Raw genomic sequence first — 25,456 nt, 5'->3', positions numbered from 1 at the left:
CTGCCCGGCCCTAGATGTCGTCGATCGAGGATGATTCGAAGCGGGTGGAAATGTTGATGCCGAGCTCTTCCGCAGCGCGGAACACCTCGTCATCCGTGTCGCGCAGGCTGACGGCGGTTCCGTCCGAGGACAGCACCTCGACGTTCAGGCACAGCGACTGCATTTCCTTGATGAGGACCTTGAAGCTCTCGGGGATGCCGGGCTCCTGGATGTTCTCACCCTTGACGATGGCCTCGTACACCTTGACGCGGCCGAGGATGTCGTCGCTCTTGATGGTCAGGAGCTCCTGCAGGGCGTACGCGGCACCGTATGCCTCGAGCGCCCAGACCTCCATCTCACCGAATCGCTGTCCACCGAACTGCGCCTTACCACCCAGCGGCTGCTGCGTGATCATGGAGTACGGACCGGTCGAACGAGCGTGGATCTTGTCGTCGACGAGGTGGTGCAGCTTCAGGATGTACATGTAGCCGACCGAGATCGGGTTCGGGAACGGCTCGCCGGAGCGGCCGTCGAACAGCTGCGTCTTTCCGGTGGAGTCGATCAGTCGCACGCCGTCGCGGGTCTTCGTCGTCGAGTCGAGGAGACCCTCGATCTCGATCTCGAACGCGCCGTCGAACACCGGGGTGGAGACCTTGGTGTTCGGTGCGGCGTGGTGCGCCTGCTCGGGCAGGTTGGCGGCCCACTTGGGCTTGCCTTCCACGTCCCAGCCCTGCTTCGCGATCCAGCCGAGGTGCGTTTCGAGCACCTGGCCGAAGTTCATGCGACCGGGGATACCGAGCGGGTTGAGGATGATGTCGACCGGGGTACCGTCTGCGAGGAACGGCATGTCCTCGATCGGCAGGATGCGGGAAATAACACCCTTGTTGCCGTGACGGCCGGCGAGCTTGTCACCCTCGGTGATCTTGCGCTTCTGGGCGATGAAGACGGCAACACGCTGGTTGACGCCAGAGCCGAGCTCGTCGTCGCCATCCTGCGAGTCGAACACCTTGACGCCGATGATCGTTCCGCGCTCACCGTGGGGCACCTTGAGCGAGGTGTCGCGAACTTCGCGGCTCTTCTCGTTGAAGATGGCGCGCAGCAGGCGTTCCTCGGCGGAAAGCTCGGTCTCGCCCTTCGGCGTGACCTTTCCGACCAGGATGTCGCCGGGGCGGACCTCGGCGCCGATGCGGATGATGCCACGCTCGTCCAGGTCTGCAAGCAGGTCCGGGGAGACGTTCGGCAGGTCGCGGGTGATCTCTTCCTTGCCGAGCTTGGTGTCGCGGGCGTCGACCTCGTATTCCTCGATGTGAATCGAGGAGAGGGTGTCGTCCTTGACCAGGTTCTGGCTCAGGATGATCGCGTCCTCGTAGTTGTAGCCTTCCCACGGCATGAATGCCACGAGGAGGTTCTTGCCGAGGGCGAGCTCTCCGTTGTCGGTGGCGGGACCGTCGGCGATGACCTCGCCGGCTTCGATCCGCTCACCTGCGGTGACCATGACGCGGTTGTTGTAGCTCGTGCCCTGGTTGGAGCGCGCGAACTTGCGCATGTAGTAGTCCTGCGTGCCACCCTCGTCAAGCTGGATGGTGACGACGTCGGCCGAAACCTCCATCACCACACCGGACTTGTCGGCGGTGATGACGTCGCCGGCGTCGATGGCCGCGAAGACCTCCATGCCGGTACCGACGAGCGGGCTGTCACTCATGAGGAGAGGAACGGCCTGGCGCTGCATGTTCGCACCCATGAGGGCGCGGTTCGCATCGTCGTGCTCGAGGAACGGGATGAGGGAGGTCGCGACGGACACCATCTGGCGCGGGGAGACATCCATGTAGCCGATGTCTTCTGCGGGGAAGAGGTCGACCTCGCCACCCTTCTTACGTGCGAGGACCCGGGGCTCGGCGAACCGGGCGTCCTTGGTCAGCGGCGCGTTGGCCTGGGCGACGATGAACTCGTCTTCTTCGCTCGCGGTCAGGTAGTCGATGGTCGTCGTGATGACGCCGTCGACGACACGACGGTACGGGGTCTCGATGAATCCGAAGGCGTTGATCCGCGCGAACGAGGCGAGCGAACCGATCAGGCCGATGTTCGGGCCTTCCGGGGTTTCAATCGGGCACATGCGGCCGTAGTGCGAGGGGTGAACGTCTCGCACCTCGACGCCGGCGCGGTCACGGGACAGACCACCCGGGCCGAGCGCGGACAAGCGGCGCTTGTGCGTGAGGCCGGCGAGCGGGTTGTTCTGGTCCATGAACTGCGACAGCTGGCTGGTTCCGAAGAACTCCTTGATCGCGGCGACGACGGGGCGCACGTTGATCAGGGTCTGCGGGGTGATCGCTTCGATGTCCTGCGTGGTCATGCGCTCGCGGACGACGCGCTCCATGCGGGACAGGCCGGTGCGGACCTGGTTCTGGATGAGCTCGCCGACGGCGCGGATACGACGGTTACCGAAGTGGTCGATATCGTCGATGTCGATGCGGATGTCGGTGGGGACGCCCTCACGGATGCCGGAGATCGTGGTCTGGTTGTCGTGAAGGGCAACCAGGTACTTGATCGTGGCGAGGATGTCCTCGAGGGTCAGCACGGAAGAGCTGAGCGGCGCTTCGATGCCGAGCTTGCGGTTGATCTTGTAACGACCAACCTTGGCCAGGTCGTAACGCTTGGAGTTGAAGAAGAAGTTGTCGAGGAGCGCGCGGGCTGCCTCTGCGGCGACCTGCTCTCCCGGGCGCAGCTTGCGGTAGATGTCCTTGAGGGCTTCTTCCTTGGTGAGGATGTTGTCCTTCTCAAGGGTGAGCTCGATGGACGCGAAGCCCTTGAACTCTTCGAGGATCTGCTCGCTCGTGAGGCCGAGTGCCTTGAGGAACACGGTCACGGACTGCTTGCGCTTGCGGTCGATGCGAACGCCGACCTGGTCACGCTTGTCGATCTCGAATTCGAGCCAGGCTCCACGGCTCGGGATGACGCGGGCGGAGTAGATGTCCTTGTCGGAGGTCTTCTCCTGCTCACGGTTGAAGTACACACCGGGCGAGCGCACGAGCTGTGAAACGACGACACGCTCGGTGCCGTTGATCACGAAGGTGCCCTTGGGGGTCATCAGCGGGAAGTCACCCATGAACACGGTCTGGGTCTTGATCTCACCGGTGAGGTGGTTCATGAACTCAGCGTTCACATAGAGGGGTGCGGAATAGGTCTTGCCCTTTTCCTTGCACTCGTCAATGGTGTACTTCTCAGGCTCGAGCTCGGGGTTGGTGAACGACAGCTGCATCGTTTCGCCGAGGTCCTCGATCGGGGAGATCTCTTCGAAGATCTCGTCGAGCCCGGTGCGGGTCGGGAGGTCCTGGCGACCTTGCGCCTGACCTTCTTCGACACGCTTCTTCCACTTGTCGTTTCCGACAAGCCAATCGAAGGACTCCGTCTGCAAGGCGAGCAGGTCCGGGACCGTCAGATTGTCTGTGATCTTTGCGAACGACAGACGCCCTGCAGCGCGGCCGTTCTTGGGTGAGTTGGTGGTTGCGTTGCGCGCAGCAGCCAAGGAAATAACCTCCGTAGACCCCGTCAGGTCTAGTCACTGTTAGTAATGAATTCCGAGTACGCTCCCCAGACCCTCAGTTTGATACGAGGTATGCCTCAAGGTGGCTTGAGCACGCAAAGCCGACCGCAATATGAAGGCATAGATTTGTCTGGGAGCGCAAAGATCAACTATAGGCTCTCTTTCCCCCTATGTCCACCCCAATCTTGACCTTCACCATTTTCTCAGGTATAACCCGCCGCATCCGCTCCCCCCGCCCCGCCGCCCACCTTCCGCGAGAGCGGAGAAATGGCCCTTTCGGCGCCGCTGAAGGGGCCTATTTCGTACTCTCGCGGAGTGGGGGTGGGGGTGGGGGTGGGTGGGTGAGACTGGGGGAATGAGCAGGTCAGAAGTGCAGCATCCGTCGGTCACGTTGAAGCTGAGCGGTTTGACCGCGGAAATCGTGCCGGACCGGTTCGTTCCGGGGAGCTTCGAGCTCATCGTCGACGGCACGCCGCAGTCGCACGTGAACATCGACAACCCCGGTGAGTTGTTCTTCGAGTACGTGCAGCGGATCGGGCACGTCATCGACCTGCTCGGGGACGTCGGCGAAGCGATCACGGCCGTGCACCTCGGCGCGGGTGCGCTCACCCTCCCCCGGTACGTCGAGGCGACGCGGCCCGGCTCGCGGCAGCAGGTCGTCGAGATCGAGAGCGACCTGATCGACTTCGTGCGGGCCGAGCTGCCCTGGGACAAGCGCGCGAACCTGCGGGTGCGGCACGGCGACGCCCGCGAGGTGCTCGCCAAGCTGCCCGCCGGGCTGCACGGCACGACCGACCTCGTCGTCGTCGACATCTTCTCGGGGGCGCGCACCCCCGCCCACGTGACGAGCCGCGAATTCTACGAGCTCGCCCGGCCGCTGCTGAGCCCGCGCGGGGTGCTCGTCTTGAACGTCGCCGACGGGCCGGGGCTCGCCTTCGCGCGCGCGCAGGCGGCGACGCTCTCCGCGGTGTTCCCGCACGTGATCGGCCTCGCAGAGACCCAGGTGCTCAAGGGGCGCCGGTTCGGCAACATCGTGCTCGTCGCAACGCTCTCGCCGGTCGACCTGACCTGGGTGCCGCGGCTGCTCGCCGGCGGCCCGCACCCGGCCAAAGTCGTCGAGGGCGCGGAGCTGCGCCAGTTCATGGCGGCCGCGCTCGTGACCACGGATGCGACGGCGACGCCGTCCCCGCTGCCCGGCCGCACGGTGTTCCAGATCGGCAACTGAGCCGGAGCAGAACATGAACGTTTGGTGACGTTGCGGCCCCGCGAAGGGGCCCCCGGCGACGAAGACAAATCGTTGCAATAAAAAACCCGATCGAGGCTGGAAAAAACCACTAGGCTCCGAGAAACTGTCGTGCACGGTAGCGCGCTGATATCCGGGGGTCCAAGCGATGTCTGCTGTCGAGTTCGAACGTGTGTCCTTTTCCGAGCGACTACGCCGCAGCGTGTCGCCGATGATGCTGCTGCGCACTGCGGGCGTTGCCGCCGCCTCCGTGGCCGCCGGCCCCCTCGTGCTGATGGTCTTCCTCCTTCTCGGTGGCACCTTCGTCGGCGGTCGGCTGGCCGAAACGGCCGACGGCGCACTCGTCTGGGCCACGATCGTCACCACGCTCATCACCGTCGTCAGTGCCGCGCTCCTGGTCTTCGGAATCGTCGCGGTCGGGGTCCTGCACCGCCGGGCCCACCTCCCCCAGGGCGTTCGCGCGAGCGCGCCCCGGGTCGGCCGCTCCCTGCTCGGCGCGGCGCGCACCTTTCCCCGGCTCGCGCTCGCCCTGCTGCTGACGCTCGTCGCCCTGGTGCTCGCCACGATCCTGGCGCTGCCCGCGAGCGCTGCGGCCCTGATCGTGGCCGTTGTCCTGTTCGTGCGGAACGCCCGCGTGCGCGAGCCAGAGGGAAGGCGATTCACCCGCGGCACCCGCATCGCCCTCGTGGCCGCCATCCCGTCCGTTCCGACGCTGGCCCTGCTCCTCCTCCTGCCCGCCCTGCTCGCGGCCACGCTCGACGCTCCCCGCTCCCTCCGAGCACTTGTCCGCACCGCGATCATCGGCCTGCGCCAGCGCCTGGTCCCCCTGCTTCTCTTCGTCGTCGTGGGCGCCGGTGTATCCGCCGGCCTCACCTGGGCCGGCACCGCTGCATCACGCGCGATCGACGGCGACGGCACCAGCGCCACCGGGCTGCTCGTGCTCGCGGCGATCCTCGCGGCACTCCTCGCCCTCACCGGGATGGCCCTCGCCGTCATCGTCGCGGCCGTGCCCGGCGCATCCGCCGCGACGACCGCGGGCACGAGCGCGCCGCGCCGCCCGTGGCAGCGCACCCTGCCCCTGACCGCCGCCGGCGGGCGGGTCGCCATGCTCGTGGTCGTCGCCCTCGTCGCCGGCGTCGTTCCGGCCGTCACCGTTGCGGCACCCGCCCAGGCGGCGGGCGTCACCCCGTCGACGGCGGTCGCGCCCGCACTGATCGAGCCCGTGCTCAGCATCGGATTCGACGGCTTCGGCGCGACACCCGTCCTCTCGGCCGAGGTCACCGTTCCGGACGGCGACCCGATGGGCACCGTACAGTTCCTCGACGGCGCCGTCCCCCTCGGCGCCCGGGTCGCCCTGGCCCTCGCGCCCGGCGACCCGCACGTCGCCCGCGCCTCCCTGAGCGGCATGGCTCCGCTCGATCCGGGCTCGCATCCGCTCAGCTTCAGCTTCGAACCGGCCGGCACCGCCGTCGCCGCCGGCACCTCGAACGTGCGCATCTGGTCGTTCCTCGCCGACACCGAGGTCACCATCAGCACGGATGCCGCCGCCGCGGTGAACGGACCGGCGACCGTGACCGTGACGGTCGCCCCGACCTACGCCACGTCGATGAAGCCGGACGGAACCGTCGACCTCACCATCGACGGGACCACCGAGACCCTCACCCTCGTGGACGGCTCGGCGGAGAAGCAGGTCACCCTCCTTTCCGATCCGTACATCACCGCCGACTACGCGGGATCCGCCCTGTTCAAGCCCAGCTCCGGCCACTACCAGGTCGGCGCGGTCATCGTCCCTGACCCGACCCAGATCGTCGCCACCGTCTACAACCCGCCGTTCACCCTCGGTACGGTGATCAACGCCTCCGCCGTCGTGACGGCGCCGAACGCCGACTACGGCACCGTGGTGAAGGGGACGATCCAGGTCTGGGCGGGCCAGACCCTGCTCACCGAGTCGTCCAAGCTGACCCAGACGCTCAGCATCCCCACGACCGCCCTCCACGCGGGAAGCACCGACCTGCGCTTCGCCTTCGTTCCAGCCACCGGATTCGAGGCCTCCGAGACCACGTCGACGATCACCATCGCCCCGGCCCGAACGAGCGTCTCCGCCGCCCTGCAGCCGGCCTCCTCACCGACACTGGTGCCGCGCGGAAGCGCCCACGCGATGACCGTCGACGTCACCTCGGATCTGGACGGACCGCGCACGGTCGAGGTGCGCAACACCCGCACCTCCGCCCTCGTGGCCACCGGCAGCGTCACCGTCACCGACCAGCACGGCACCGGAAGCGTGGTTCTCACGGGACTCCTGCCGATCGGCAGCTACACGCTGGCGGCGACCGTGGTCGGCGACGCCGACCACGCCCCGGCCACATCCGCCGGCCAGACCGTCTCGATCGGAGCCGGCCTCACGAGCACCACGCTCACCATCTCGGCGGGCGCCGCGACGGTCGACACGGTGGAGATCGGCACCCCCGTCACCCTCGTCGCCACGACGACGGCAACCGCCGGCGAGACGACCCTGCCCGGTGCCGTGACCTTCACCCTGCCCGACCGCTCCTCTGCACGAGTAGACCTCGCCGCCGACGGCACGGCGCGCTACACGTTCACTCCGACCCAAGCGAGCACTGCCGCCGTGCAGGCCTCCTACTTCGACACGACGTCTCAGTACGAGCCGTCGAACGCGACCGGTGCGCTGACGGTCGCGTTGGCAATCGCCTCGACCCCCGTCGCCGTCTGGACGGGCGACCTCACCCCGAGCGACCGCACCCTCACCCTCAGCTATGCGGCGGCACCGAACCGCGCCGTGCCGACCGGCGGCATCCGCATCCTGGATGCCTCCGGCGGCATCCTCGCCACGGGCAACCTGGCAGACGGCTCGGTCACCCTGCGGCTGTCCGCACCCGGTGCGCACCCCGTGCTCCGCGCCGAGTACACCGGCGACGGCCTCTATGCCACGCGCACCGACGTGGTGCCGGTCTCCGCGCTACGGAACTACACCCCTGTCATCACCGTCGGCGCCCCCGCCTCGGCGCCGCTCGGCACCGCCTTCCCGGTGACGGTCGACCTCAGCGGCGTTCCGCTCGACCTCGTGACCCAGGTGAACCTCACGGCGACGGCCCCGGATGCGACGGTCAGCGACCTCGGCACGATCACCCTCGACACGGCAGGCCACGGCACCGCGGCCCCCACCCTGCTCGTCGCCGGGGCCCACGGCATCCGTGCGGTGGTCACCTTCACCGCGGCGAGCGAACTGGCGCCTGCCGCTTCGGACCCTGCCGTCACGACCGTGCAGCCGGTTCCCGTCCCCCAGCTCACGGTCTCCCGGACCGACCCCGGCGCAGCGCTCGTCGCCGGCGCGTCCGTCGAGCTGACCATCACGGCCGCCTGGCTCTCCTTCTCGTCGACGGGACTCGCCGCCGGCACACGAGCGGATCTCCTGGACGCCACCGGCACGGTCATCGGCACCACGCAACTGTTCGGGTCCCCTGAGGGACTGAGCGGAACGGTGACCGTCGCCAACCTCCGCGGAGGCACTCTGGCCGTGCATGCGAGCGTCGAGTACGGGCCGTTGCGGGCCTCCACGTCGAGCCCGGTCCTCGACCTCGCGGTCAGCGCGCCCACGACCGACCTGTCCCTGGCCGTTCAGCCGGTCACGGTCGGCGACAGCCTCACGGTCACGGTCACGGCCGAGCCGAGCGGCACCCTGACGGGGTCCTCCCGTTCGGTGCCGGCCACGGTCACCGTGCTGGGCACCGACTACCCCCTGAGCCTGATCCGCAGCGGCGCCACCGGGTTCTTCCGCGGCACGGTCGCGGTCCCCACCCTGCACGCAGGGTCCCTCGCCCTGTCCGCGTCCACACCGGGTGACGGTGTCGACACGAGCGCCGCGACCGCGGACCTGACGGGCACCGTGGACAAACGCGCCACGAGCGTCGCGGTGGTCGTCCCGGACGGGGCTCGCGCGGGCGACGCCCTCCCGGTCTCCGCCCGGGTGCTGCAGGCCGGCTCCCAGACCAGCCCCGCGCCCACCGGCACGATCATCCTCACCGGTTCGAACGACACCCTCTGCGCCGCAGACGGGACCGGCGCATGCACCCTGCCCGGGGCATCCGTGCGGATGGGCGAGAACACCCTGTACGCGCACTACGACGGCGACGCCGACAACGAAGCGTCGCACAGCGTGACGCAATTCACCGCGTCAGCCCGGGGCACGGACCTCGCGGTGACGTTCTCCCCGACCCCCGACGAGTGGGTATACGGCGAGCCGATCACCGCCAGCTGGACCACTACGACGACCGGTGCCGCCGCCGTCGGCCGGGTGTACTTCGACCTCCCCGGCGTCGGATGCAACGGGCCCGCGCTCGCGGGCAGCTGCACGCTCACCCCGGTGACGACCGCCCAGTCGGCACCCGTCAGCACCGAGTACACAGTCACCTTCATCTCGCGAGACGACGCCCCCGGCGCCGTCGTGAGCGGAACGGCCGACGCCAGGCTGTGCGTATACCCGATCGTCTTCGGAACCATCGACTACAGCAACTCCGTGCGCTGCGGTGACGACAAGCTCGGCGTCGTCACCGGCAGCCTGCTGCGCGCCACGGCATACGCACATCCCGACTACGCCGTCGACAGCTGGACGATCGACGGCTCGATGCGTCTTTCGCAGGGACGATCCTTCCTGTTCGTCGTGACCGGATTCATCCGCGTCGGCTACACCGAGCACTACGCGCCGACCTGCTTCACCCTGAAGCTGACCCCCACGGTGGACTGGGGCCTGCTCGACCCCTACGCGCAGGGCTGGGCGCGCGCGAATACCCGGCCGAACTGCGCCAGTCCGTACGGGTCCACCGCGCAGGAGCTGGCCGACCAGAAGACCGGCTTCTCCCGCTATGCAGCGGGCACCATCGTGGACCTGACGCTCGTTCCCGCCAACCTCTCCGAAGAACACACCCAATCCGAATTGGAGCTCGACACCCTCACCGGAGCGACCCTCACCGGCCCGTACTCCGCCCAGGTGGCGATGACCGCCGATCGCGCGGTCGCCGCCACGTTCCGCGTCAAGGCCTGCACGGTGGTCGACCTCCCCGTTACCGAGGGCGGCAGCGTCGCGGTGACAGCCGCCGATCGGCCGTCCACCAGCTGGGGCCTGAAGCCCTCGTCCGGAGCCTGCACCGTCGGCGGCGAGGCCGGATACGTTCCGGGAACGAAGATCACCGTCGTGGCCACCGCGAAGCCCACCGCCGCGTTCGGTTCATGGCTCGGCGGCTCGTCGCGCGACAACACCGCGACGACGCTGCTGGCGGCTCCGACCGGAAAGCTGCTCACGAGCGCTGCCACCACCGCCACGACACAACTCACCGTGCCGTGGGAGGACAGGTTCCAGGTCGGAGCCCAGTTCAGCATGGTCAAGTGCGTGACGGTCACCGTCGTCTCGAAAGCGATCCGCGACTACTTCGCCGCGCGCACGGGCGAGCCCGCCGGTGCCACGTGGGCGAAGGACGGACCCCTCACGCAGTGCGGCGACGTCGCATCCACGACCACGACCAGCAACAGCGCACTCGGCGGCTACCACGTGGTCACCACCACAGACTCGATGGTTGCAACGGGACGCCTGTCCCTGACCACGACCCAGCCGGAGTACGGCATCATGGGCTGGCGGGGCTACACCGGCAACACCGCATCGGTGCGCTGGAGCAGCAGCACCGAACAGGGTGTCGTCTGGAACGGCAACCCGGGGACGTCCGGGGGAACGACGATCGACCTCGCCCGGGTGAACAGCGCCATCACGCTGACCGCCGGCTGGTACAACGCGAGCTGCAAGCCACCCATCGTGAGCCTCCCGCAGGGCGGCTCCTACATGATCGCTCCCCTGTCAGCCGACGAGAGTTATTGCGAACGCGCCGGCGAACTGCCCCGGGGCCAGGCCGGCTACCTGCTGCCTGCCGCCATCGCCGGGTCCCCCAATCTCGTGCCGATCACGAGCATGGTCAACGCCTCGGGCCTGGACGAAATGGCGGAGTTCGGCACCTCCCAGGGCTTCTTCGAAGGTCGCGCCAAGGTCTACGGCGGCGGCAGCTATCGCCTCGAGTACTGCGCACCGATCGGGCTGAACGTTCGGGTCATCGACGATTCGGGCCAGGCATCCGCCCTCGACCCGGAGACCGCCAAGAAGATCGTCGTCGACGACGGCGGATGCCCGCCTCTCTATTCGCGCCCCGGCCGCACCGTGACCACCGCCGTGACCGTTGCCGGGCAGTACACCTACTCGGTGGGGGGAAGCACCGACGGCACCGGCCCGACACGCGTGGTGGATGCCCAGGGCAACGTCTCCGGCCCGAACACCCTCGACCTGACGATCATCTGCTACACGATCTCCGGGAAGGACCTGTCGGCGACCACGCCCGGCAACTGCCCGGGAGGGGCCGGCAACCGGTACACGCGCGGCACCACGGTGCAGCTGCAGGCCGAGGACATCGAAGGCAACCGCTTCGACGGCTGGGACTACGCCGACGCGTCGAGGGACCAGACCGCGTGGGTGATCATGGACAGGGACCGCTACGTCGAGGCCAAGATTCACCGCTACAGCACCCGCGAGAAGGTCGGCAACTGGTTCAGTTCGATCAGCCAACGCATGCTCGCCGCCGTGATCACCGTCGCGACGGGGGTGTCCCTCGCCCAGTTGATGGTCGCCAAGGTCGCCGCCGTCGGGCTGAAACTCGCGGCAGCCGGCCTCAGGGCCGCGGGAGCCGGTGGTGCGGTCGCCGACGCGATCGACAAGGCCGGAACGGTCATCCAGGCACAGGTCGACCTCGCGATGCTCGCGACGAAGTGCCTCAACGACTGGGCGAACGGCAAGGGCGAGATCCTCACCCTGCCGTCCTCGAACAGCGCGACACCCACGCTGGGCGCCGGCGCGGGGCTCGGCCCGAACGCGACGGCCGAGGACATCTTCAACGCCGCCAAGGCCGACCTCCAGACCCGGATCGCCGCGAAAACGGGGTACAGCGGCGCGGTGCCGATCGGGGCGGTGACGAGTGACGTGGGAACGTTCATGAATGTCGTCGGATCGTTCGGCGAGAACCTCAGCATGTACGGCTCGGACGCAAAGACGAACTGGAGCAGCTACGAGGCGTCGATGAAGGCGTGCATGGCCGAGGGAGTCGACTCCTACGTCAAGGACACGTACACGGGGTACTAGCGGGGTGCGGCGAGCGGACCGGGGCCGGGCCGGAAAGTTCGCCGGCACACCCCCGTACGGGTGTCGCCGCGGCATGGTCGGGATATCCTGTTAGGGAACCCGATCGTCCGCGGCACACCCGGCCGCCCTTGCCTCTGGACTACACCCTGCCCATCATCATTGGTTACGACGCCGTCACCCTCCGTGAAAAAGTCGACCTGCTCGCCGCCGGGCAGCGCCTCGACGAACTCGGCGAGTTGCGCAGCCTGTCCGCGCTCAACGAGAAGATCGCGCTGCTGCGCCTGATCGGACGCCTCGACGAGGCCTTCGACATGGCCAACGCCGCCCTGCGCCAGGCCCGGTTCACCGGATCCCGGGAGGAACTCGCGGCCAGCCGCATCCGCCGGGCCCAGGTGATGCAGTTCCAGGGCAAGCTCGATGAGGCCGCGAGCGAGCTCACCCACTGCGTTCTCGAGGCCGAGACGCACGAGTGGAGCGCGGTTGCGGCGTTCGCGCGGGAGAACCGCGGGAAGGTCCTGTTCGAGCAGGGCGACCTCGAGGGGGCCCTCACCGACCTCACCGCCGCCGTGTTCCTGCGGGAGAAGGCCGGGGCATCCGTCGAGCAGCTCGAAGGGTCTCTCGTCGCCGTCGCGGTCGTCGAGTCCATCATCGCCGAGCGGGGCCAGGGCCGCTAACCCCCCTGGCGCGTGCTCGCGCCCGCGTCGGTTTCCGCAAGCCGCGCCCGCGATGTGGGAGCGGGCTGCGCAAACAGTCGCGACGGCAGTCGCGGGAACGGACCACGCGGAGGACGCTGCGGCAACCCGGTGGTCGATGTCGGTGGACGGGGGCATTCTGGGGGAACGGGCGTAGCCGGTTCCCCCACTGTTCCGGATGCGCGGGCACACGGTAGGGCAGGCCCCGCGGCAGCGGGCCGGTGCAGGAGGAGTCGGGAGGTCGCAGTGGACGAGTGGATGCCGCCGCACGAGCCGGCACAGGGATGCGCACTCCCGCCGACGCAGCCGCGTGGAGTGCGGCATGCCCGGCGTTCGGCGCACCATGCCGGCCGGGTGGTCCGGCACCTGGCCGTGCTCGCAGTGGTCACGCTGATCGCCCCGGTACTGGTGGCGTGCACCTCCGACGCGCTAGGAACGCCCGCGGCGGCATCCGCATCGTCGGGGCCGTCGCCCGCGACGCCATCCCCGGGTTCGACCGGTGTGCCGAGTCCTGACCACGGGGCGCAACCGGGCGACCCGAACGCCGGACCCGGCCAGGGCCCCGGTGAGGGCGTGGGGCCGGTCGAGCCGGTCGGTGACCCCGTCGTCCTCGCCTCGGGCCTCGAGGTGCCGTGGTCGATCCTTCGCCTGCCCGGCGGCGGCACCCTGATCAGTGAACGGGGCACCGCACGCGTGCGCGAGCTGCTGTCCGGCGGACTCCGCGATGCCGGCACGGTTCCCGGTGTCGTCGCGCGCGGCGAGGGCGGGCTGCTCGGCCTCGCCTACCTCGCCGACTCGGCCGCGGCCGTCGGGGCCCCCAGCGCGGGACCCGGGGGCTGGGTGTACGCGTATTTCACCGGCACCACCTCCAACCAGATCGTGCGGATGCCGCTCACCGGCACCCTCGGAAGCCTCACGCTCGGGAGCTCCGAACCGGTGCTCTCGGGGATCCCGCGGGCAGGCAATCACGATGGCGGGCGCATCCGCTTCGGGCCGGACGGAATGCTCTATGCGACGACCGGCGACGCCGGGAACACCGCCGCCGCGCAGGACCTCGGGTCGCTCGGTGGGAAGATTCTCCGGATGACGCCGACCGGCGCCGTGCCGCCGGACAATCCGTTCGGGACGCTCGTCTACTCATATGGGCACCGGAATCCGCAGGGCATCGCCTGGGATTCGCGCGGCCGGCTGTGGGCGAGCGAGTTCGGGCAGTCGACGTGGGACGAACTCAACCTGATCACGCCGGGAGCCGACTATGGCTGGCCGGACGCCGAAGGCATCGCGCACGACCCGCGGTACACCGACCCGGTCGTGCAGTGGCGCACGTCCGAGGCCAGTCCGAGCGGGCTCGCGATCATCGGGGACACTCTGTTCCTCGCGGCGCTGCGGGGCGAACGACTCTGGCGGGTCGACTCCTCAACAGGCGCGGCGAGCGCGTGGTTTGTCAACACCTACGGCCGGCTGCGTGACGTGGTGCCCGGCCCGGATGGCACACTGTGGTTTGTGACGAACAACACGGACGGCCGCGGCATCCGAGCCGACGGCGACGACAAGCTCTACTCGGTTCGAGTGGAGCAGACCACGCCCCTGGCGCGTGGCATTCGGGTGGCGCAGCGAGCGAATGAGCCCGCCCGATTTGCGGCGGCGCCCTGATGGCGGACCTCACCCGCGTGCGGCGCTGGGCCGAAGCGCTCATCGACCTGCACCTCGACGCCGGCTGGACCTTCGCGTTCGACAACGCCAAGAAACGCGCCGGGCTGTGCAACTTCACGGCGAAACGCATCACGATCTCGCGTTACCTCGCCTCTCGGTACGAGGACGACGACGTGCACCAGATCCTGCTGCACGAGGTCGGGCACGCGCTCGCCGGCCCGCGCGCCGGCCACGGCCCGAAGTGGAGGTCCATCGCCCGCGACCTGGGCTACGACGGCAAGCGCACGCACGACGGCGAGATCGCCAACGAGCTCGCCCCGTGGGTGGGCGTCTGCCCGGCCGGCCATATCCACTACCGGTACCGGAGGCCGACGCGCGCCCTCGCCTGCGGGCTGTGCGGGCGCGGCTTCAACAGTGACCACCTCGTCACCTGGACGAGCCGGGAGATCACTGCGGCGGCTCGGCGGCGCGCCGCGGCGTCGGCCGGACTCTAGGGCGGGCCGGGAGACCGGCCACCGGCCGGGCGTGACAGAAGCGGGCGTGACCGGAGCAGGCGCTTGCCCGACGGGCGGTGGATGCCTAGCGCACGCCGATCCGGTGACGTCGGTCCCTGGAGGTGCGGCTGTCCCGGTTGAGCCGCCGGTCCCCGTGGTAGAGGATGCCCTGCCAGTCGACCGGCGCGCCCGGGTCGATCCGGGACCCCGCTGGCTGCTTCGGCTTCTTCACATCGACGTAGAGGAAGTTGAGCAGGCCCAGCCAGACGTCGACGACCGAGTTCCACAGGCCGATGTACATCAGTATCGCCGCACCGGTCGCCACCGCGTTGAACGCCGCGAAGATGGCATTTCCGACGTTCTGTTGGTTGATGTCCCGGTACAGGGTCAGTAGCGAGAACGCCACGATCAGGTAGGGAACGATCACGTAGAGCGCGGGCGCGGCCGTGCGGTTCAGCACCTTCGGGGTGCGCACGAACGGGATCTTCTCGGCCGACAACATCTGCTGGAAAGACTTGAGCACGCCGGCGAGGTTGACCGGGAGCAGCACGAGGTTGAAGCCGTAGATGCGGAACACGTCGCTGAAGCGATGGCCGGCCTCGCGCAGGTCGCTGCCCATCGCGAGGAAGTACGGCAGGGCCGCGAGGAAGACGAAGGGGCTGAGCAGCCGGCTGTCGTAGGGGAATGCCAGCAGGAACACGAGCCCGAAACTCGACCAGGCGATCGAGGCCATGTAGTTAGTACGGAGGAAGACCTCGCTCCAGCGAACCCGCTCGCGGCGGAATCGACGCTCCCTGAGCTGGTCCCAGAACTTCGGCAGGATGAGCAGGCCGCCGTTGGCCCAGCGGCGGCGCTGCACGATGAGCGAACCGAAGTCCGGCGGCGTGGCGCTGTAGCTCAGGCGTTCGGGGTAGTTGACGAGGGTCCAGCCGTGGCTGCCGAGGTCGATGCTCGACTCGGTGTCCTCGATCACGGTGCGGTCCTGGATGTAGGTGCGGATCTCGAACCCGCCGACCTCCTCCACTTCGACGATGTCCTCGATGGCCTTCTTGCGGATGACGGCGTTCGCGCCGACCCAGAACGTCGCGTTGTAGTAGGTCATGCCCTGGTGCAGCATGTGCTGCAGGTCGGTCGACGCGCCCGCCACCCGCTCGATGCGGGTCGGGGCCCCGTGGAATGAGGAGTACGGCGTCTGCGTGACGGCGACCCGGGCGTTCTCCGGCTCCTCGAGCAGGTAGACGAGACGCACGCAGTAGTCCCGCAGCAGCAGGGAGTCCGCGTCGAGGGTGAGCAGGTAGGTCGTGTCCGGCACGGTGAAGTCGCCGACGGTCTCGCCGACGGCGGCACGCAGCACGGTGCCTTCTGCCGTGTGGTCCGTCACCCAAGACGTGCCCATCAGTCCGATGTACGAGTTGAGGTTCATCGCCTTGTTCGCCTCGTGCGAGAGGGAGGCGTATTTCTTGCGTTCGAAGTAGTCGAGCCGGGTGGTGAAGATCCGCGCCAGGCGCAATGACAGCGTCACGATCTGGTCCGCGTCGGGGAAGTCGGCGCCCTCGGCCGCCGCCTCGAGTGCGAGCAGGCTGAGGCGCAGCTCCCTGGCCAGGCCCATGATGACCTGGTCGACGAAGAACTCGTCGACATGGTCGTGGACCTCCTCCTGCCCGGCCATCTCCTCGAGCCAGTCCGCGGCGGCGGCGTAGTCGGACGCGAGGTCACGGACATCCGCCGCCGTCACCTGCGGGTCGTCCAGGAACCGGTCGAGCCTGCGTTCAACGCTGCGCTGGAACCGTCCGGCGGGCACCGCGAGCAGTTCGCCGATCTCCCCGGCGAGCGCCCGGGTCGCTTCGAGCACGCGGAGGGTCTCCGGGTCGGTCGGGTACGGTGCGTCGTCGAGGAGCAGGACGATCCGCAGCTCGGGGAATTCCTGCAGCGCCGCGGACCACAGCGTGGCGCGGACGACGTGCGTCTCCTCGGCGTACGAGGGCACCAGCACGGTGATCCCCTGCCGGTAGTTGCCGAAATGCCGGTCGAGTTCGCCGCGCGGCACCCGGACATGGCTCTGATAGCGATACATCGAACCGAGTCGCGCGACGAGATACATCAGTGCCGAGAAGGTCAGGAACGTGACCACGACCGCATACCCGATCGCCTCCATGGTGAATGTGAAGTCCGGGCGCGGGGTGTCGACGAACAGGCGCACGATGGTCGTGAGCAGGTAGTAAGCCCAGAAGACGACCGTCGCGATGATGGCGACGCGCGCCCAGAGGATCGCACGTGTGCTGGGCCGCGGGTGCACGATCGACAGTGGTTCGCTGCGCCGCTCCGATCCCCATTGCCGGCGACGCGCCCGCTGGGTCTCGGTCGCTTCCCCAGCGGATGCCGCTGGTGCCGACGTTTCCGCCCCCGCCGCACCGGGGCATCCCGCTGCGTTGTTGATTCCGGTGTCGCCACGTGCCTGTTTCCTATCCTGAGACGAGCAGGAACCGCAGAATGATCCGGTTCGTCCCCGCGCGCGCACCCGGTTCAACGACCTCGGGGTCACGGTCCCCACAGTCTAGGCGCGGAGAGTGCTCCCGATCACTGCAATAATCCACGTGAGGACTTGGAGTCAGATGTCCACACGTTTTCCCGGTCGCCGGCTGTCGGTCGTGCGACTGATCGGTGTCTTCGTCGTCGCCGGCTGCCTGGTCTTCGCCGGGTTCCAGGGCTGGAACCAGATCGCGGACGCCGCATCCGTGAGCGCCAAGCCGTGGATGGCCGGTTACGTCGACGTCACGGCCACGCCGAGCCTCGCCTTCGAGAATCCCGCCTCCGCCGCCGGCGACAACGTCGTGCTCTCCTTCATCGTCGCCGACCCAACGGACGCCTGCACTCCGACCTGGGGCACCTTCTACACGATGGCCGCAGCCGAGAGCGATCTCGACCTCGACCGGCGCGTGGCGCGGCGCACCCAGCAGGGCGGCGACGTGATCGTGTCGTTCGGCGGGGCGATCAACCAGGAGCTGTCCGTCGCCTGCACCGACCCCGCAGCGCTCCAGGCCGCGTATGCCTCGGTGATCGAGCGCTACAAGCCGAGCACCATCGATCTGGACCTCGAGGGCGCGAACCTCACTGACGTGGATGTCGGGGCGCGCCGCGGTGTGGCGCTCGCCGCCCTGCAGAAGGCCGCTGCGGCATCCGCTGCCCCGCTCGCGATCTGGCTCACCCTGCCGACGACCCCGGACGGCCTCACCGAGGACGGGACGAACGCGGTCACCCAGTTGCTGACGGCCGGCGTCAACCTCAGCGGCGTGAACCTAATGACCATGGACTTCGGCTCCTCCCGCGCCGCCGGGCAGTCGATGGCGGATGCCGCGACAAGCGCCCTGCAGGCCGCCCACGGCCAGCTGTCCACGCTCTACCGCCGGGTGGGCCAGCCGCTCGGGTCGAAGACGCTCTGGAACAAGCTCGGCGCGACCGCGATGATCGGGCAGAACGACGTGCCCGGCGAGATCTTCACCCTCGCCGACGCCGTGGCGCTCAACAGCTTCGCGCTCGCGAACGGCGTCGGCCGCATGTCGATGTGGTCGCTCAACCGCGATGCGAGCTGCGGGGCGAACTATCCTGACGTGAAGCAGGTCTCCGACTCGTGCAGCGGCGTCGAGCAGGGTTCCGTGCTGTTCGCGGACGTTCTCGGTGCTTCGTTCACGGGAAGCGCGGCCGCGAGCGCCGGCGACAGTTCGACCGCGCAAGCGACCGGCGTCGCGACGGAGAACCCCGCCGCCACGGACGATCCCGCGACGAGCCCGTACCGGATCTGGTCGGTCACGATCGCGTACCCGAAGGGCACCCGGGTCGTCTGGCACCACAACGTCTACGCGGCGAAATACTGGACCCAGGGCGACCTGCCGGACAACCCGGTGCTGCAGGCGTCCGAGACGCCGTGGCGGCTGATCGGGCCGGTGCTCGCCGGCGAGACGCCGGTGCCGACGCTGACGCTCCCGGCGGGCAGCTTCCCGGAGTGGTCCGGCACGACGATCTACACCAAGGGCCAGCGGGTGCTCTTCGACACCGGCGCCTTCGAGGCGAAGTGGTGGACCCAGGGCGACAGCCCGGATGCCGCTGCCGAGAATCCGGACGCCTCCCCGTGGGTGGCGCTCACCGACGCCCAGCTGCGGGTGCTGCTCGGCCTGCCTGCGATCCCGGCGGACACCGACAGCATCGGGTAGCCGGGGCGCCTGCGCGCCCGCGAACCCTACGGAATGTCAGCCGGAGAGGCCCATCGCCTCGGACAGGAGGCCGACGATGCTGAAGAAGCCGGCGCCGGCGCCGGCGCCGAGGAAGATGGCGAGCGGAATGTAGACGCGGCGCTGTCGGCTGGCGGCGCGGACCTCCGCGTCGAGGGCCTGGAAGCGTTCGATCAGGTCGTCGCCGGTCTCGACGGGCACGTTCGCCCACATCGCCGGGTTGTCGAACAGGTCGGTGAACCGGCCGCACTCGTTCTGGTCGAGGACGACCGGGAGCGCCTCGAGCCAGCCGACGAGGTCGTCGACGCCGAGCACCGTGACGAACGGCGGGCGAGCCCTGACCTTGACCTCGCGGGCGCCGACGAAGACCACGGTCGGCCGGACCGGTGCGGTCTGGGCGCGCCGGTCGCTCATCAGGTCGGTGATGTGGTTCGCCTCGAACTCGGCGTGGCGGAGGTAGGGCACCGTGCGTCCGTTGACGGTCAGCACGGCCTTGTCGACGAGGATGCGTGCCGAGCGGTGCTGTTTCGCGTTGACCGTGATCACGCCACCGGGGCCGACGATCAGGTGGTCGATATCCCAGCCTTCGAGGCCGATCGGAAGCGCGTGGAAGATCGTCCAGTCGGAGCTGAGCGCCTGGAGGCTCTTCCCGACAGCGATCTCGCCGAGTGCGGCCAGGTACCAGCCCTCGCAGCGTTTGCCGAGCGGGGAACGCCCGCGGAAACGGTGCCACGCTGAACGCACGGGCGTTCCGGTCTGCTCGCGCAGCAGCTTGTCGATCACGGATTCCGCCATCCGCCGCCTGTACATGCCGCCGCCGCTGAGCCTCACCATGTCTGTCGGTCCGATACTTTTACTACGCGCGATCGCAAATCCTGTCAGCCAATTGTCCCCCCGAACAAGGGCGTGTCCTTACTCAACGGGATTATGCGGTTCGGTCGGCCCCCTCACGTACCTCTCCTGGGCACGCCGGCCCGAGGCCGGAACGAACGAAACGCACGCGCCTGACGGCCCCGCGCTGCCCTCTTGCGGCACGTCACTCCGACTCCGGTATTCTATTGAGAGGACAACTGTCCGTTCAACAGAGGCCCGAGGGGAACGATCATGCCGGCTTCCCCTCGTGCGTTCCGGAGAGTCCTGCGGACCGGGCGGGCCCCGCTGACCAGCTTCGGCATCCCCTTCGGGCTTTCGGGCCTTGCCGGCACCTGGACGATGGCCGCGGGAGTCCTCGGCACGCCCGCTGGGATCGGTGAGGCCCTGTGGGTGTTCGCGCTCGTCGCCTGGGTTGCGGTCCTCGCCAATTACCTCGTGCGCAGCCGGAACAACGGGGGGACGATCCGGGCGGACCTCGCCGACCCGGTGCAGGCACCGTTCGCCGCCCTCGCGCCCACAACCGGGATGCTGCTGGGCACCCATGTCGCTGTATCCCTGTCCGCGGGTTCCGGTTCAGGGCATCCGCTTGCGGGGGTACTGCAGGGATCGCCCGCCGGGCTCCTGGTCGCGCTGGTGCAAGGGGTCGTCGTCGGGTTCCTGGTCGTGGCGCTCGTCTTCGGGGCGTGGTCTGTCGCGCAACTGGCTCTCCGGATGCGCGACATCGACACACTCCATGCCGGGTACTTTCTTCCGACGGTCGCCGCCGCCTTCATCGCAGGGCAGTCGGCGGGAACGTTCGGCTGGACGACGCTGAGCGTCGCTTGTATCGGGGTCGGGCTGCTGTTCTGGATGCTGCTGGGTGCGCTCATCCTCGGCAGGATGGCGTTCCGTCCCGCCCTTCCTGCCCGCCTGCTGCCGACGTTCGCGATCTTCTCCGCCCCGCCCGCGGTCGCGGGGAACGCCTGGTTCGCCTCCAACGGCGGCCGGCTCGACACCCTCGAGACCGTCCTGCTCGGGACGTTCGTGCTGCTGATCCTCGTGCAGGTGATGATGCTCGCCGCCTACTGGCGGCTCGGGTTCGACCTCGGCTTCTGGGCGTTCACCTTCACGGCCGCGGCGAGCGGGACCTACGCCCTGCACTGGATCGGAGATGCCGCAGCGCCCGGTGCCGGGACCGGGTCGGCCGTGAACCTGGGGGCGTCGGGGGACTGGGTGTCGGCGGTCGCCGGAACCGGCATCCTCGCCACCGTGACCCTCGTGATCGGCAGTATCGCCGTGCGCTCGGTCGGGTACCTCGTGCGGGCACACGCCCGCTCGACGCACGCACCGCAGGCGCGCGTCTGACCTACTCGGTGACGGAGATTTCCTTCCAGAAGGCGACGTAGCCGCTGTAGTCCTGGCCGACCCGGTCGAACGAAGCGGGGTACGGCGTCGGGTAGCTCCAGGCGCGGTCCTGCAGGAGGGCATCGCCGTCTTTGAGGCTGAAGTACTGGCATTCGCCCTTCCACGGGCAGGTGTACGGCGTCGCGCTCTCCACGAGGAAACCGGGCTTGACGCTCTCCGGCGGGAAATACCAGTTGCCCTCGATCTTGACGAGGTCGGACTGGGGGGCTTCGGCGATCGTGGTGCCGTTGAATACTGCCTTCATGGGGTGCTCCTGGTTCGGTCGGTGAATCGGGCTGGTGCGAGGCGGTTGCGGATGATGAAACGTCAGGCCGGAAACCGGAATTCCCGGACACGGCGAATCTCGGCGGATTGCCGGGCGGCATCCGTGGCCGTGTGCGGCCGGGCGAGGTCGATGGCGGAGCGAACCTCGTCGCCCCGACCGGCCGCGCCGAGGGCCACGGCGGTCTCGGACGCGCTCACGAGGTGGCGGAGGGCACGATGGAGTCCGAGGAACCCGGCGGAGGGGGCGGCAGCCTCCGGCGAGCAGTGGTCGATTCCGAGGCGGGCGAGTTCGTCGATCACTTCCCCGGCCAGGAGGAAGTCTTCGACTGCCGGGCGCGGGGAACCGTCCCGGCGCTGCTCGCCGACGGCGATCACGGCGACGGAGAACCGGTCGGCCTTCTCGGACTGACGCGCGAGCACCCACTCGGCGACGCGCGCCGGGTTGCCGAGGTCGGCCACGATCACGCGGGGCCCGCCCAGGGGCGTGGCCGGTGCCGTGTCGCCGACGGTGGGCAGGGCATCCGCGAGGATAATCACGTCCGCGTCCCCGGCGAGCGCCTGGAACCCGGCGAGACCGACGTCGAAGCGGACCTGGTACTTCTGCTGGGGCAGGAATTCACTCACCGGGAAAGGCTACCCGTCGGTCAGGCGAAGCGAGCGTCGTAGCGGGCGAGGGCGTCGGCATCCGTTGCGAGGGTCATCGCCCGGCGCGCGGCGTCGAGCGCGGTCACGGGGTCGGCCTCGGCCTCGGCGAGGGCGACGAGCCGCTCGGATTCGGCGAGGCGGGTGCGGGCCTCCGCACCGACCCGGCCGGGGTTGGCCGAGATGAAGCCGCGGGTCACAGTGCCCTGGCTGCGCGCGGCCAAAAGCGCGCCGGCGAGCGCGGCCCGCGCGTTGTCGAGTCGCAGCTGCTGGTTGCGAGCCTCCGACCGGGTGACGTCGAGCCCGTCGAGCACCTCGCGCAGCCGGGCGAGGTCGGCGGCCGGGTCGCTCACCCGCGACGGATGCCGCAACTCGGCCACGATCGCATCGGCGGCCGTGATCACCCGGTTCAGGTCGGCTGCCGCGACGGACTCCTCGTGCCCGTCGCGCAGGGTGCGCGCCTCGGATATCTCGGCGTCCGCGGAGTCGAGTGCGGCGCTGAGGGTCGCATAGCCGATGTGGAGCTGGTCCTCTCCGGTCTCGATCGCGTCGAGGAGCTTGCCGGCATGGAAGAGCCCGAGCTCCGCTGCCGAGAGCTCATCGCCGATCGGGTAGCCGGGGACGGCCGCGAGATGAGCGGCGGCGGCATCCGTGGCCTGTTTCGCCTGTCCGAGGGCTGTGCGGGCCTCGGCCACGTTGCCGCTGAACGCGGCGAGCGCGGTGGGGGCGTAACTGAGCCGGAGCCTGTCGATACTCGCCGCGCCCGCTGCGACCCGATCGGTCACCCGATCCACGCGCCGGGTGAGCTGCTCGAGGAGGAGCGGGGCGTCGCGCTCGCGGCCTCGGCGGGCGGTGAAGGCGCGGTCCTGTTCGGCGAGGCGGGTCGTCGCCTCAGCGGCGAGCGCGATGATCTGCTCGGTCCAGCGTCGGCGTTCGGACTCGGTGTCCGGAACACTGTCGTCGAGCTTCTGCTGCAGGGCGAAGGCATCGCGCAGCTGGCGGCGGGAGATTTCGAGGGCCGCGGCGAAGTCCCGGGTCGCCGCCTCGCCGAACTGGGCGACCGCGAACCCGAGTTCGTCGGTCGCGGCGCCGACCTGGTCATCGGCCCGCACCAGGGAGATCGCTGCGGCGCGTGCGCGTTCGGCGACCACCGCAGCTTCGGCCTGTTCGCGGTCGCGGCGACGACGACGAGCGGATGCGACGACGAGGGTCACCCCGAGGACCACGAACGCGAGAAGTATGGCCGAGGGCACCCACCAGAGATCGCCAGTCATAGCCGCGAGTCTAATCAACGCGGCTGGGGCGAGCGGGAGCACCCGTGAACATGCCGTGCCGGCGCCTACATGCGGCGCATCTGCCGCCGGATCACGTCGTAGTCGTGCCGGGAGATCTCGAGCAGCCCCCGGCGGAGCTGGTAGCCCCAGTCGGGATCCTCCCGGGTGAACTCGAGCACGTTCAGGAGCGGGCGGATCGACGTGCTGACGGCATCCGTGTCGTAGTCGATGCGCCGCCGCCACGGCACATAGGTGCCGGAGGGCGTCTCCGGGCTCCGGAATTCGTACGCGTTCCCCTCGGCGACGAACCCGATCGCGGTGAACTCGCGCAGCAGCTCGCCCTCGACGGCGGTCTTCGGCGAGTAGTACACGACGCCGTCGCTCTCCCGCATGCCCTCGAGCGTGGTGCGCAGCCGGTAGCCGGCCTGCGCGAAGCCCATGGCGACGCCCCGCTGCACGTTATCGCGCTGCGCGACCCCGAGCCAGTACCGAATTGCCACTCCTCAGTTGTACTGCATGCCCCAGCGCCACAGACTGGGGGCATGCGTGTTCTCCTGAAAGAAATCCTCGATTGCCCGCCGGATGCCGCGTGGCGCGCCCTGCAGAGCCCCGCCGTCTTCCGCGAGGTGAGTTCGCCCCTCATCAGCGTGGAGTCGCTCGAGGCCGACGGCTTCCCCTCGATCTGGGAGCCCGGCGAGCACCCGGTCGAGCTGAGCGCGCTCGGCCTCCTGCCGATGGGCAAGCAGGTGATCCGGCTGCAGATGTCTACCGAGCGGCGCGACGGCGTGCGCATCGTGCGCGACACCGGCCGGGGCGTCTCCGGCGCCCTCGAGGCCGTGACGCTCTGGGACCACCGGATGGCGGTGTCGGCAGACCCGGCCGGCACCGGCAAGACGCTCTACCGCGACCAGCTCGTCTTCCGCACCGGCGCGCTCACCCTGCCGAGCTGGCCGGTGTTCTGGGCGATGTGGCAGTGGCGGATGCTGCAGCTCAAGCGGCTGGCCCCGACCTGGCGTTTCGACGTGGGCGTCGACGCGGTCGACGCCGCATCCGCTGCCCCTGACGAATCCGACGGGGATTCTGCGCCGACGGAGGTGTCGGCATGAGTTCGACGCTGGGCGCCCTGCAGCTCGCCGACTGGCGCCGCCGCGTGACCGGACTGTATGCGGGCGTGCGCCAGCTGAGCGTGCAGAACCCTGCGGCGGGGCACGAGCTCTGGCGGAGCGGGCGCGACGACCTGTTCGCGGGGCATCCGTCGTCTCCGCTGCTGCCCGACGATCGGTCCGCGTTCACGGGGCTCACAGTCGCGCCGTACGACCCGGACTGGCGTTTCGAGGTCGAGGTGCACCGGGCGCCGGAGCCGCACCGGATCGCGGTCGAGACCGGGACGGACGGCACCGTGCCGTTCGACCTGGTCGGCATCGTGCGGCTGCCCTACCTCGGCCCGATCGACCTGTGGCGACTGGGCAGCTACGGCGGCGGCCTGTTCCTGCCGCTCAAGGACGGTCTCGCCGGACGACCCGGCGGAACCTACGGCGGCGGGCGCTACCTGCTCGACACGATCAAGGGTGCAGACCTCGGACCGGGGGTCGGCGACGACACCCTGATCCTCGACTTCAATTTCGCATACAACCCGTCCTGCGCCTACGACCCGATGTGGGCGTGCCCGCTCGCGCAAGCCGGCAACACGGTCGCGGTGGACGTACCCGTCGGCGAGTTCTACACCGGCGACCGCGACTAGAACGCACCGAGCGGGGGTTCCTCGGAGGGTGCTTGACAGCATCCGCTAGACTGAAACCACTTGCGAATGCATCGCTGCGCTCGCTGCGTCGTAGAACGCCCTCTTCTTGTTGCGGCGGCACACCTGCCTGGTGGGCCGAGCGCATATTGCGAATGAACATTCTTACGGCGAACGGATGTGCCCATTGGCACCTTCGCCATGTGAATCCTCCTGGCTCCGAAGCCTGCATTCCCTCACTCGG

16 protein-coding genes are annotated in these 25,456 nt (G+C 69.0%); 9 read left to right on the top strand and 7 right to left on the bottom strand.

The features are described 5' to 3' along the window. Positions 1–10: 10 nt before the first annotated feature. Positions 11–3,502, bottom strand: coding sequence for a DNA-directed RNA polymerase subunit beta (rpoB, locus tag RHM57_RS00700; protein WP_134449706.1), 3,492 nt, complete (start codon positions 3,500–3,502; stop codon positions 11–13). Positions 3,503–3,875: 373 nt separating this feature from the next. Between rpoB and RHM57_RS00695 the strand changes: the two genes are divergently transcribed. From RHM57_RS00695 to RHM57_RS00675, 5 genes are all read left to right on the top strand, one after another. Then, positions 3,876–4,745 (top strand): fused MFS/spermidine synthase, encoded by an 870-nt coding sequence (locus RHM57_RS00695; protein WP_322136561.1) that lies wholly within the window; start codon positions 3,876–3,878, stop codon positions 4,743–4,745. A gap of 229 nt (positions 4,746–4,974) precedes the next feature. Beyond that, positions 4,975–11,952 carry a hypothetical protein gene (locus RHM57_RS00690; RefSeq protein ID WP_322140612.1) on the top strand — a complete coding sequence of 2,326 codons (6,978 nt, stop codon included), beginning with the start codon at positions 4,975–4,977 and terminating at the stop codon, positions 11,950–11,952. A gap of 128 nt (positions 11,953–12,080) precedes the next feature. Continuing rightward, positions 12,081–12,626 carry a hypothetical protein gene (locus tag RHM57_RS00685; RefSeq protein ID WP_322136565.1) on the top strand — a complete coding sequence of 182 codons (546 nt, stop codon included), beginning with the start codon at positions 12,081–12,083 and terminating at the stop codon, positions 12,624–12,626. Between the two features lie 264 nt (positions 12,627–12,890). Beyond that, positions 12,891–14,297 (top strand): PQQ-dependent sugar dehydrogenase, encoded by a 1,407-nt coding sequence (locus RHM57_RS00680; RefSeq protein WP_322189280.1) that lies wholly within the window; start codon positions 12,891–12,893, stop codon positions 14,295–14,297. Beyond that, positions 14,297–14,791, top strand: coding sequence for a SprT-like domain-containing protein (locus tag RHM57_RS00675; protein WP_322136567.1), 495 nt, complete (start codon positions 14,297–14,299; stop codon positions 14,789–14,791). The genes RHM57_RS00680 and RHM57_RS00675 overlap by 1 nt, the downstream gene beginning before the upstream one ends. An 85-nt stretch (positions 14,792–14,876) precedes the next feature. Here RHM57_RS00675 and RHM57_RS00670 read toward each other — a convergent pair whose 3' ends face one another. Then, positions 14,877–16,892 carry a glycosyltransferase family 2 protein gene (locus tag RHM57_RS00670; RefSeq protein WP_416172970.1) on the bottom strand — a complete coding sequence of 672 codons (2,016 nt, stop codon included), beginning with the start codon at positions 16,890–16,892 and terminating at the stop codon, positions 14,877–14,879. Between the two features lie 511 nt (positions 16,893–17,403). On the opposite strand from RHM57_RS00670, the gene RHM57_RS00665 reads away from it, so the two are divergent. After that, positions 17,404–18,999, top strand: coding sequence for a glycosyl hydrolase family 18 protein (locus tag RHM57_RS00665; RefSeq protein WP_322136568.1), 1,596 nt, complete (start codon positions 17,404–17,406; stop codon positions 18,997–18,999). A 36-nt stretch (positions 19,000–19,035) separates the two neighbouring features. On the opposite strand, the gene RHM57_RS00660 is transcribed toward RHM57_RS00665, so the two are convergent. Next, positions 19,036–19,812, bottom strand: coding sequence for a nuclease-related domain-containing protein (locus RHM57_RS00660; RefSeq protein WP_322189278.1), 777 nt, complete (start codon positions 19,810–19,812; stop codon positions 19,036–19,038). 309 nt (positions 19,813–20,121) lie between these two features. On the opposite strand from RHM57_RS00660, the gene RHM57_RS00655 reads away from it, so the two are divergent. Beyond that, entirely contained in the window at positions 20,122–21,234 is a 1,113-nt protein-coding gene (locus RHM57_RS00655) for a hypothetical protein (RefSeq protein ID WP_322136570.1), read from the top strand. A gap of 1 nt (position 21,235) precedes the next feature. On the opposite strand, the gene RHM57_RS00650 is transcribed toward RHM57_RS00655, so the two are convergent. From RHM57_RS00650 to RHM57_RS00635, 4 genes are all read right to left on the bottom strand, one after another. Then, positions 21,236–21,538: a DUF427 domain-containing protein gene (locus RHM57_RS00650; RefSeq protein ID WP_134449713.1), complete on the bottom strand. Its 303-nt coding sequence runs from the start codon at positions 21,536–21,538 to the stop codon at positions 21,236–21,238. Positions 21,539–21,600: 62 nt separating this feature from the next. Continuing rightward, positions 21,601–22,182, bottom strand: coding sequence for a hypothetical protein (locus RHM57_RS00645; RefSeq protein ID WP_134449714.1), 582 nt, complete (start codon positions 22,180–22,182; stop codon positions 21,601–21,603). A gap of 20 nt (positions 22,183–22,202) precedes the next feature. Then, a complete protein-coding gene (locus RHM57_RS00640; RefSeq protein ID WP_322136571.1) occupies positions 22,203–23,474 on the bottom strand; it encodes a hypothetical protein in 1,272 nt (423 codons plus the stop codon). A 65-nt stretch (positions 23,475–23,539) separates the two neighbouring features. Further along, the gene (locus RHM57_RS00635) at positions 23,540–23,974 is read right to left on the bottom strand and encodes an EVE domain-containing protein (protein ID WP_241984918.1); all 435 of its coding nucleotides are present in this window, start codon (positions 23,972–23,974) and stop codon (positions 23,540–23,542) included. 42 nt (positions 23,975–24,016) lie between these two features. Here RHM57_RS00635 and RHM57_RS00630 point away from each other — a divergent pair, with 42 nt between their 5' ends. Both RHM57_RS00630 and RHM57_RS00625 read left to right on the top strand, forming a co-directional pair. After that, on the top strand, positions 24,017–24,580 hold the full coding sequence (locus tag RHM57_RS00630; protein ID WP_322136572.1) for a hypothetical protein: 564 nt from the start codon (positions 24,017–24,019) through the stop codon (positions 24,578–24,580). Then, positions 24,577–25,215, top strand: coding sequence for a DUF1684 domain-containing protein (locus RHM57_RS00625; protein ID WP_134560823.1), 639 nt, complete (start codon positions 24,577–24,579; stop codon positions 25,213–25,215). The genes RHM57_RS00630 and RHM57_RS00625 overlap by 4 nt, the downstream gene beginning before the upstream one ends. Positions 25,216–25,456: the final 241 nt, after the last annotated feature.

The organism is Cryobacterium sp. 10S3, assembly GCF_034344045.1.
GTDB classification, from domain to species: Bacteria; Actinomycetota; Actinomycetes; order Actinomycetales; family Microbacteriaceae; genus Cryobacterium; species Cryobacterium glucosi.
This window is presented reverse-complemented; position numbering and strand designations above follow the sequence as displayed.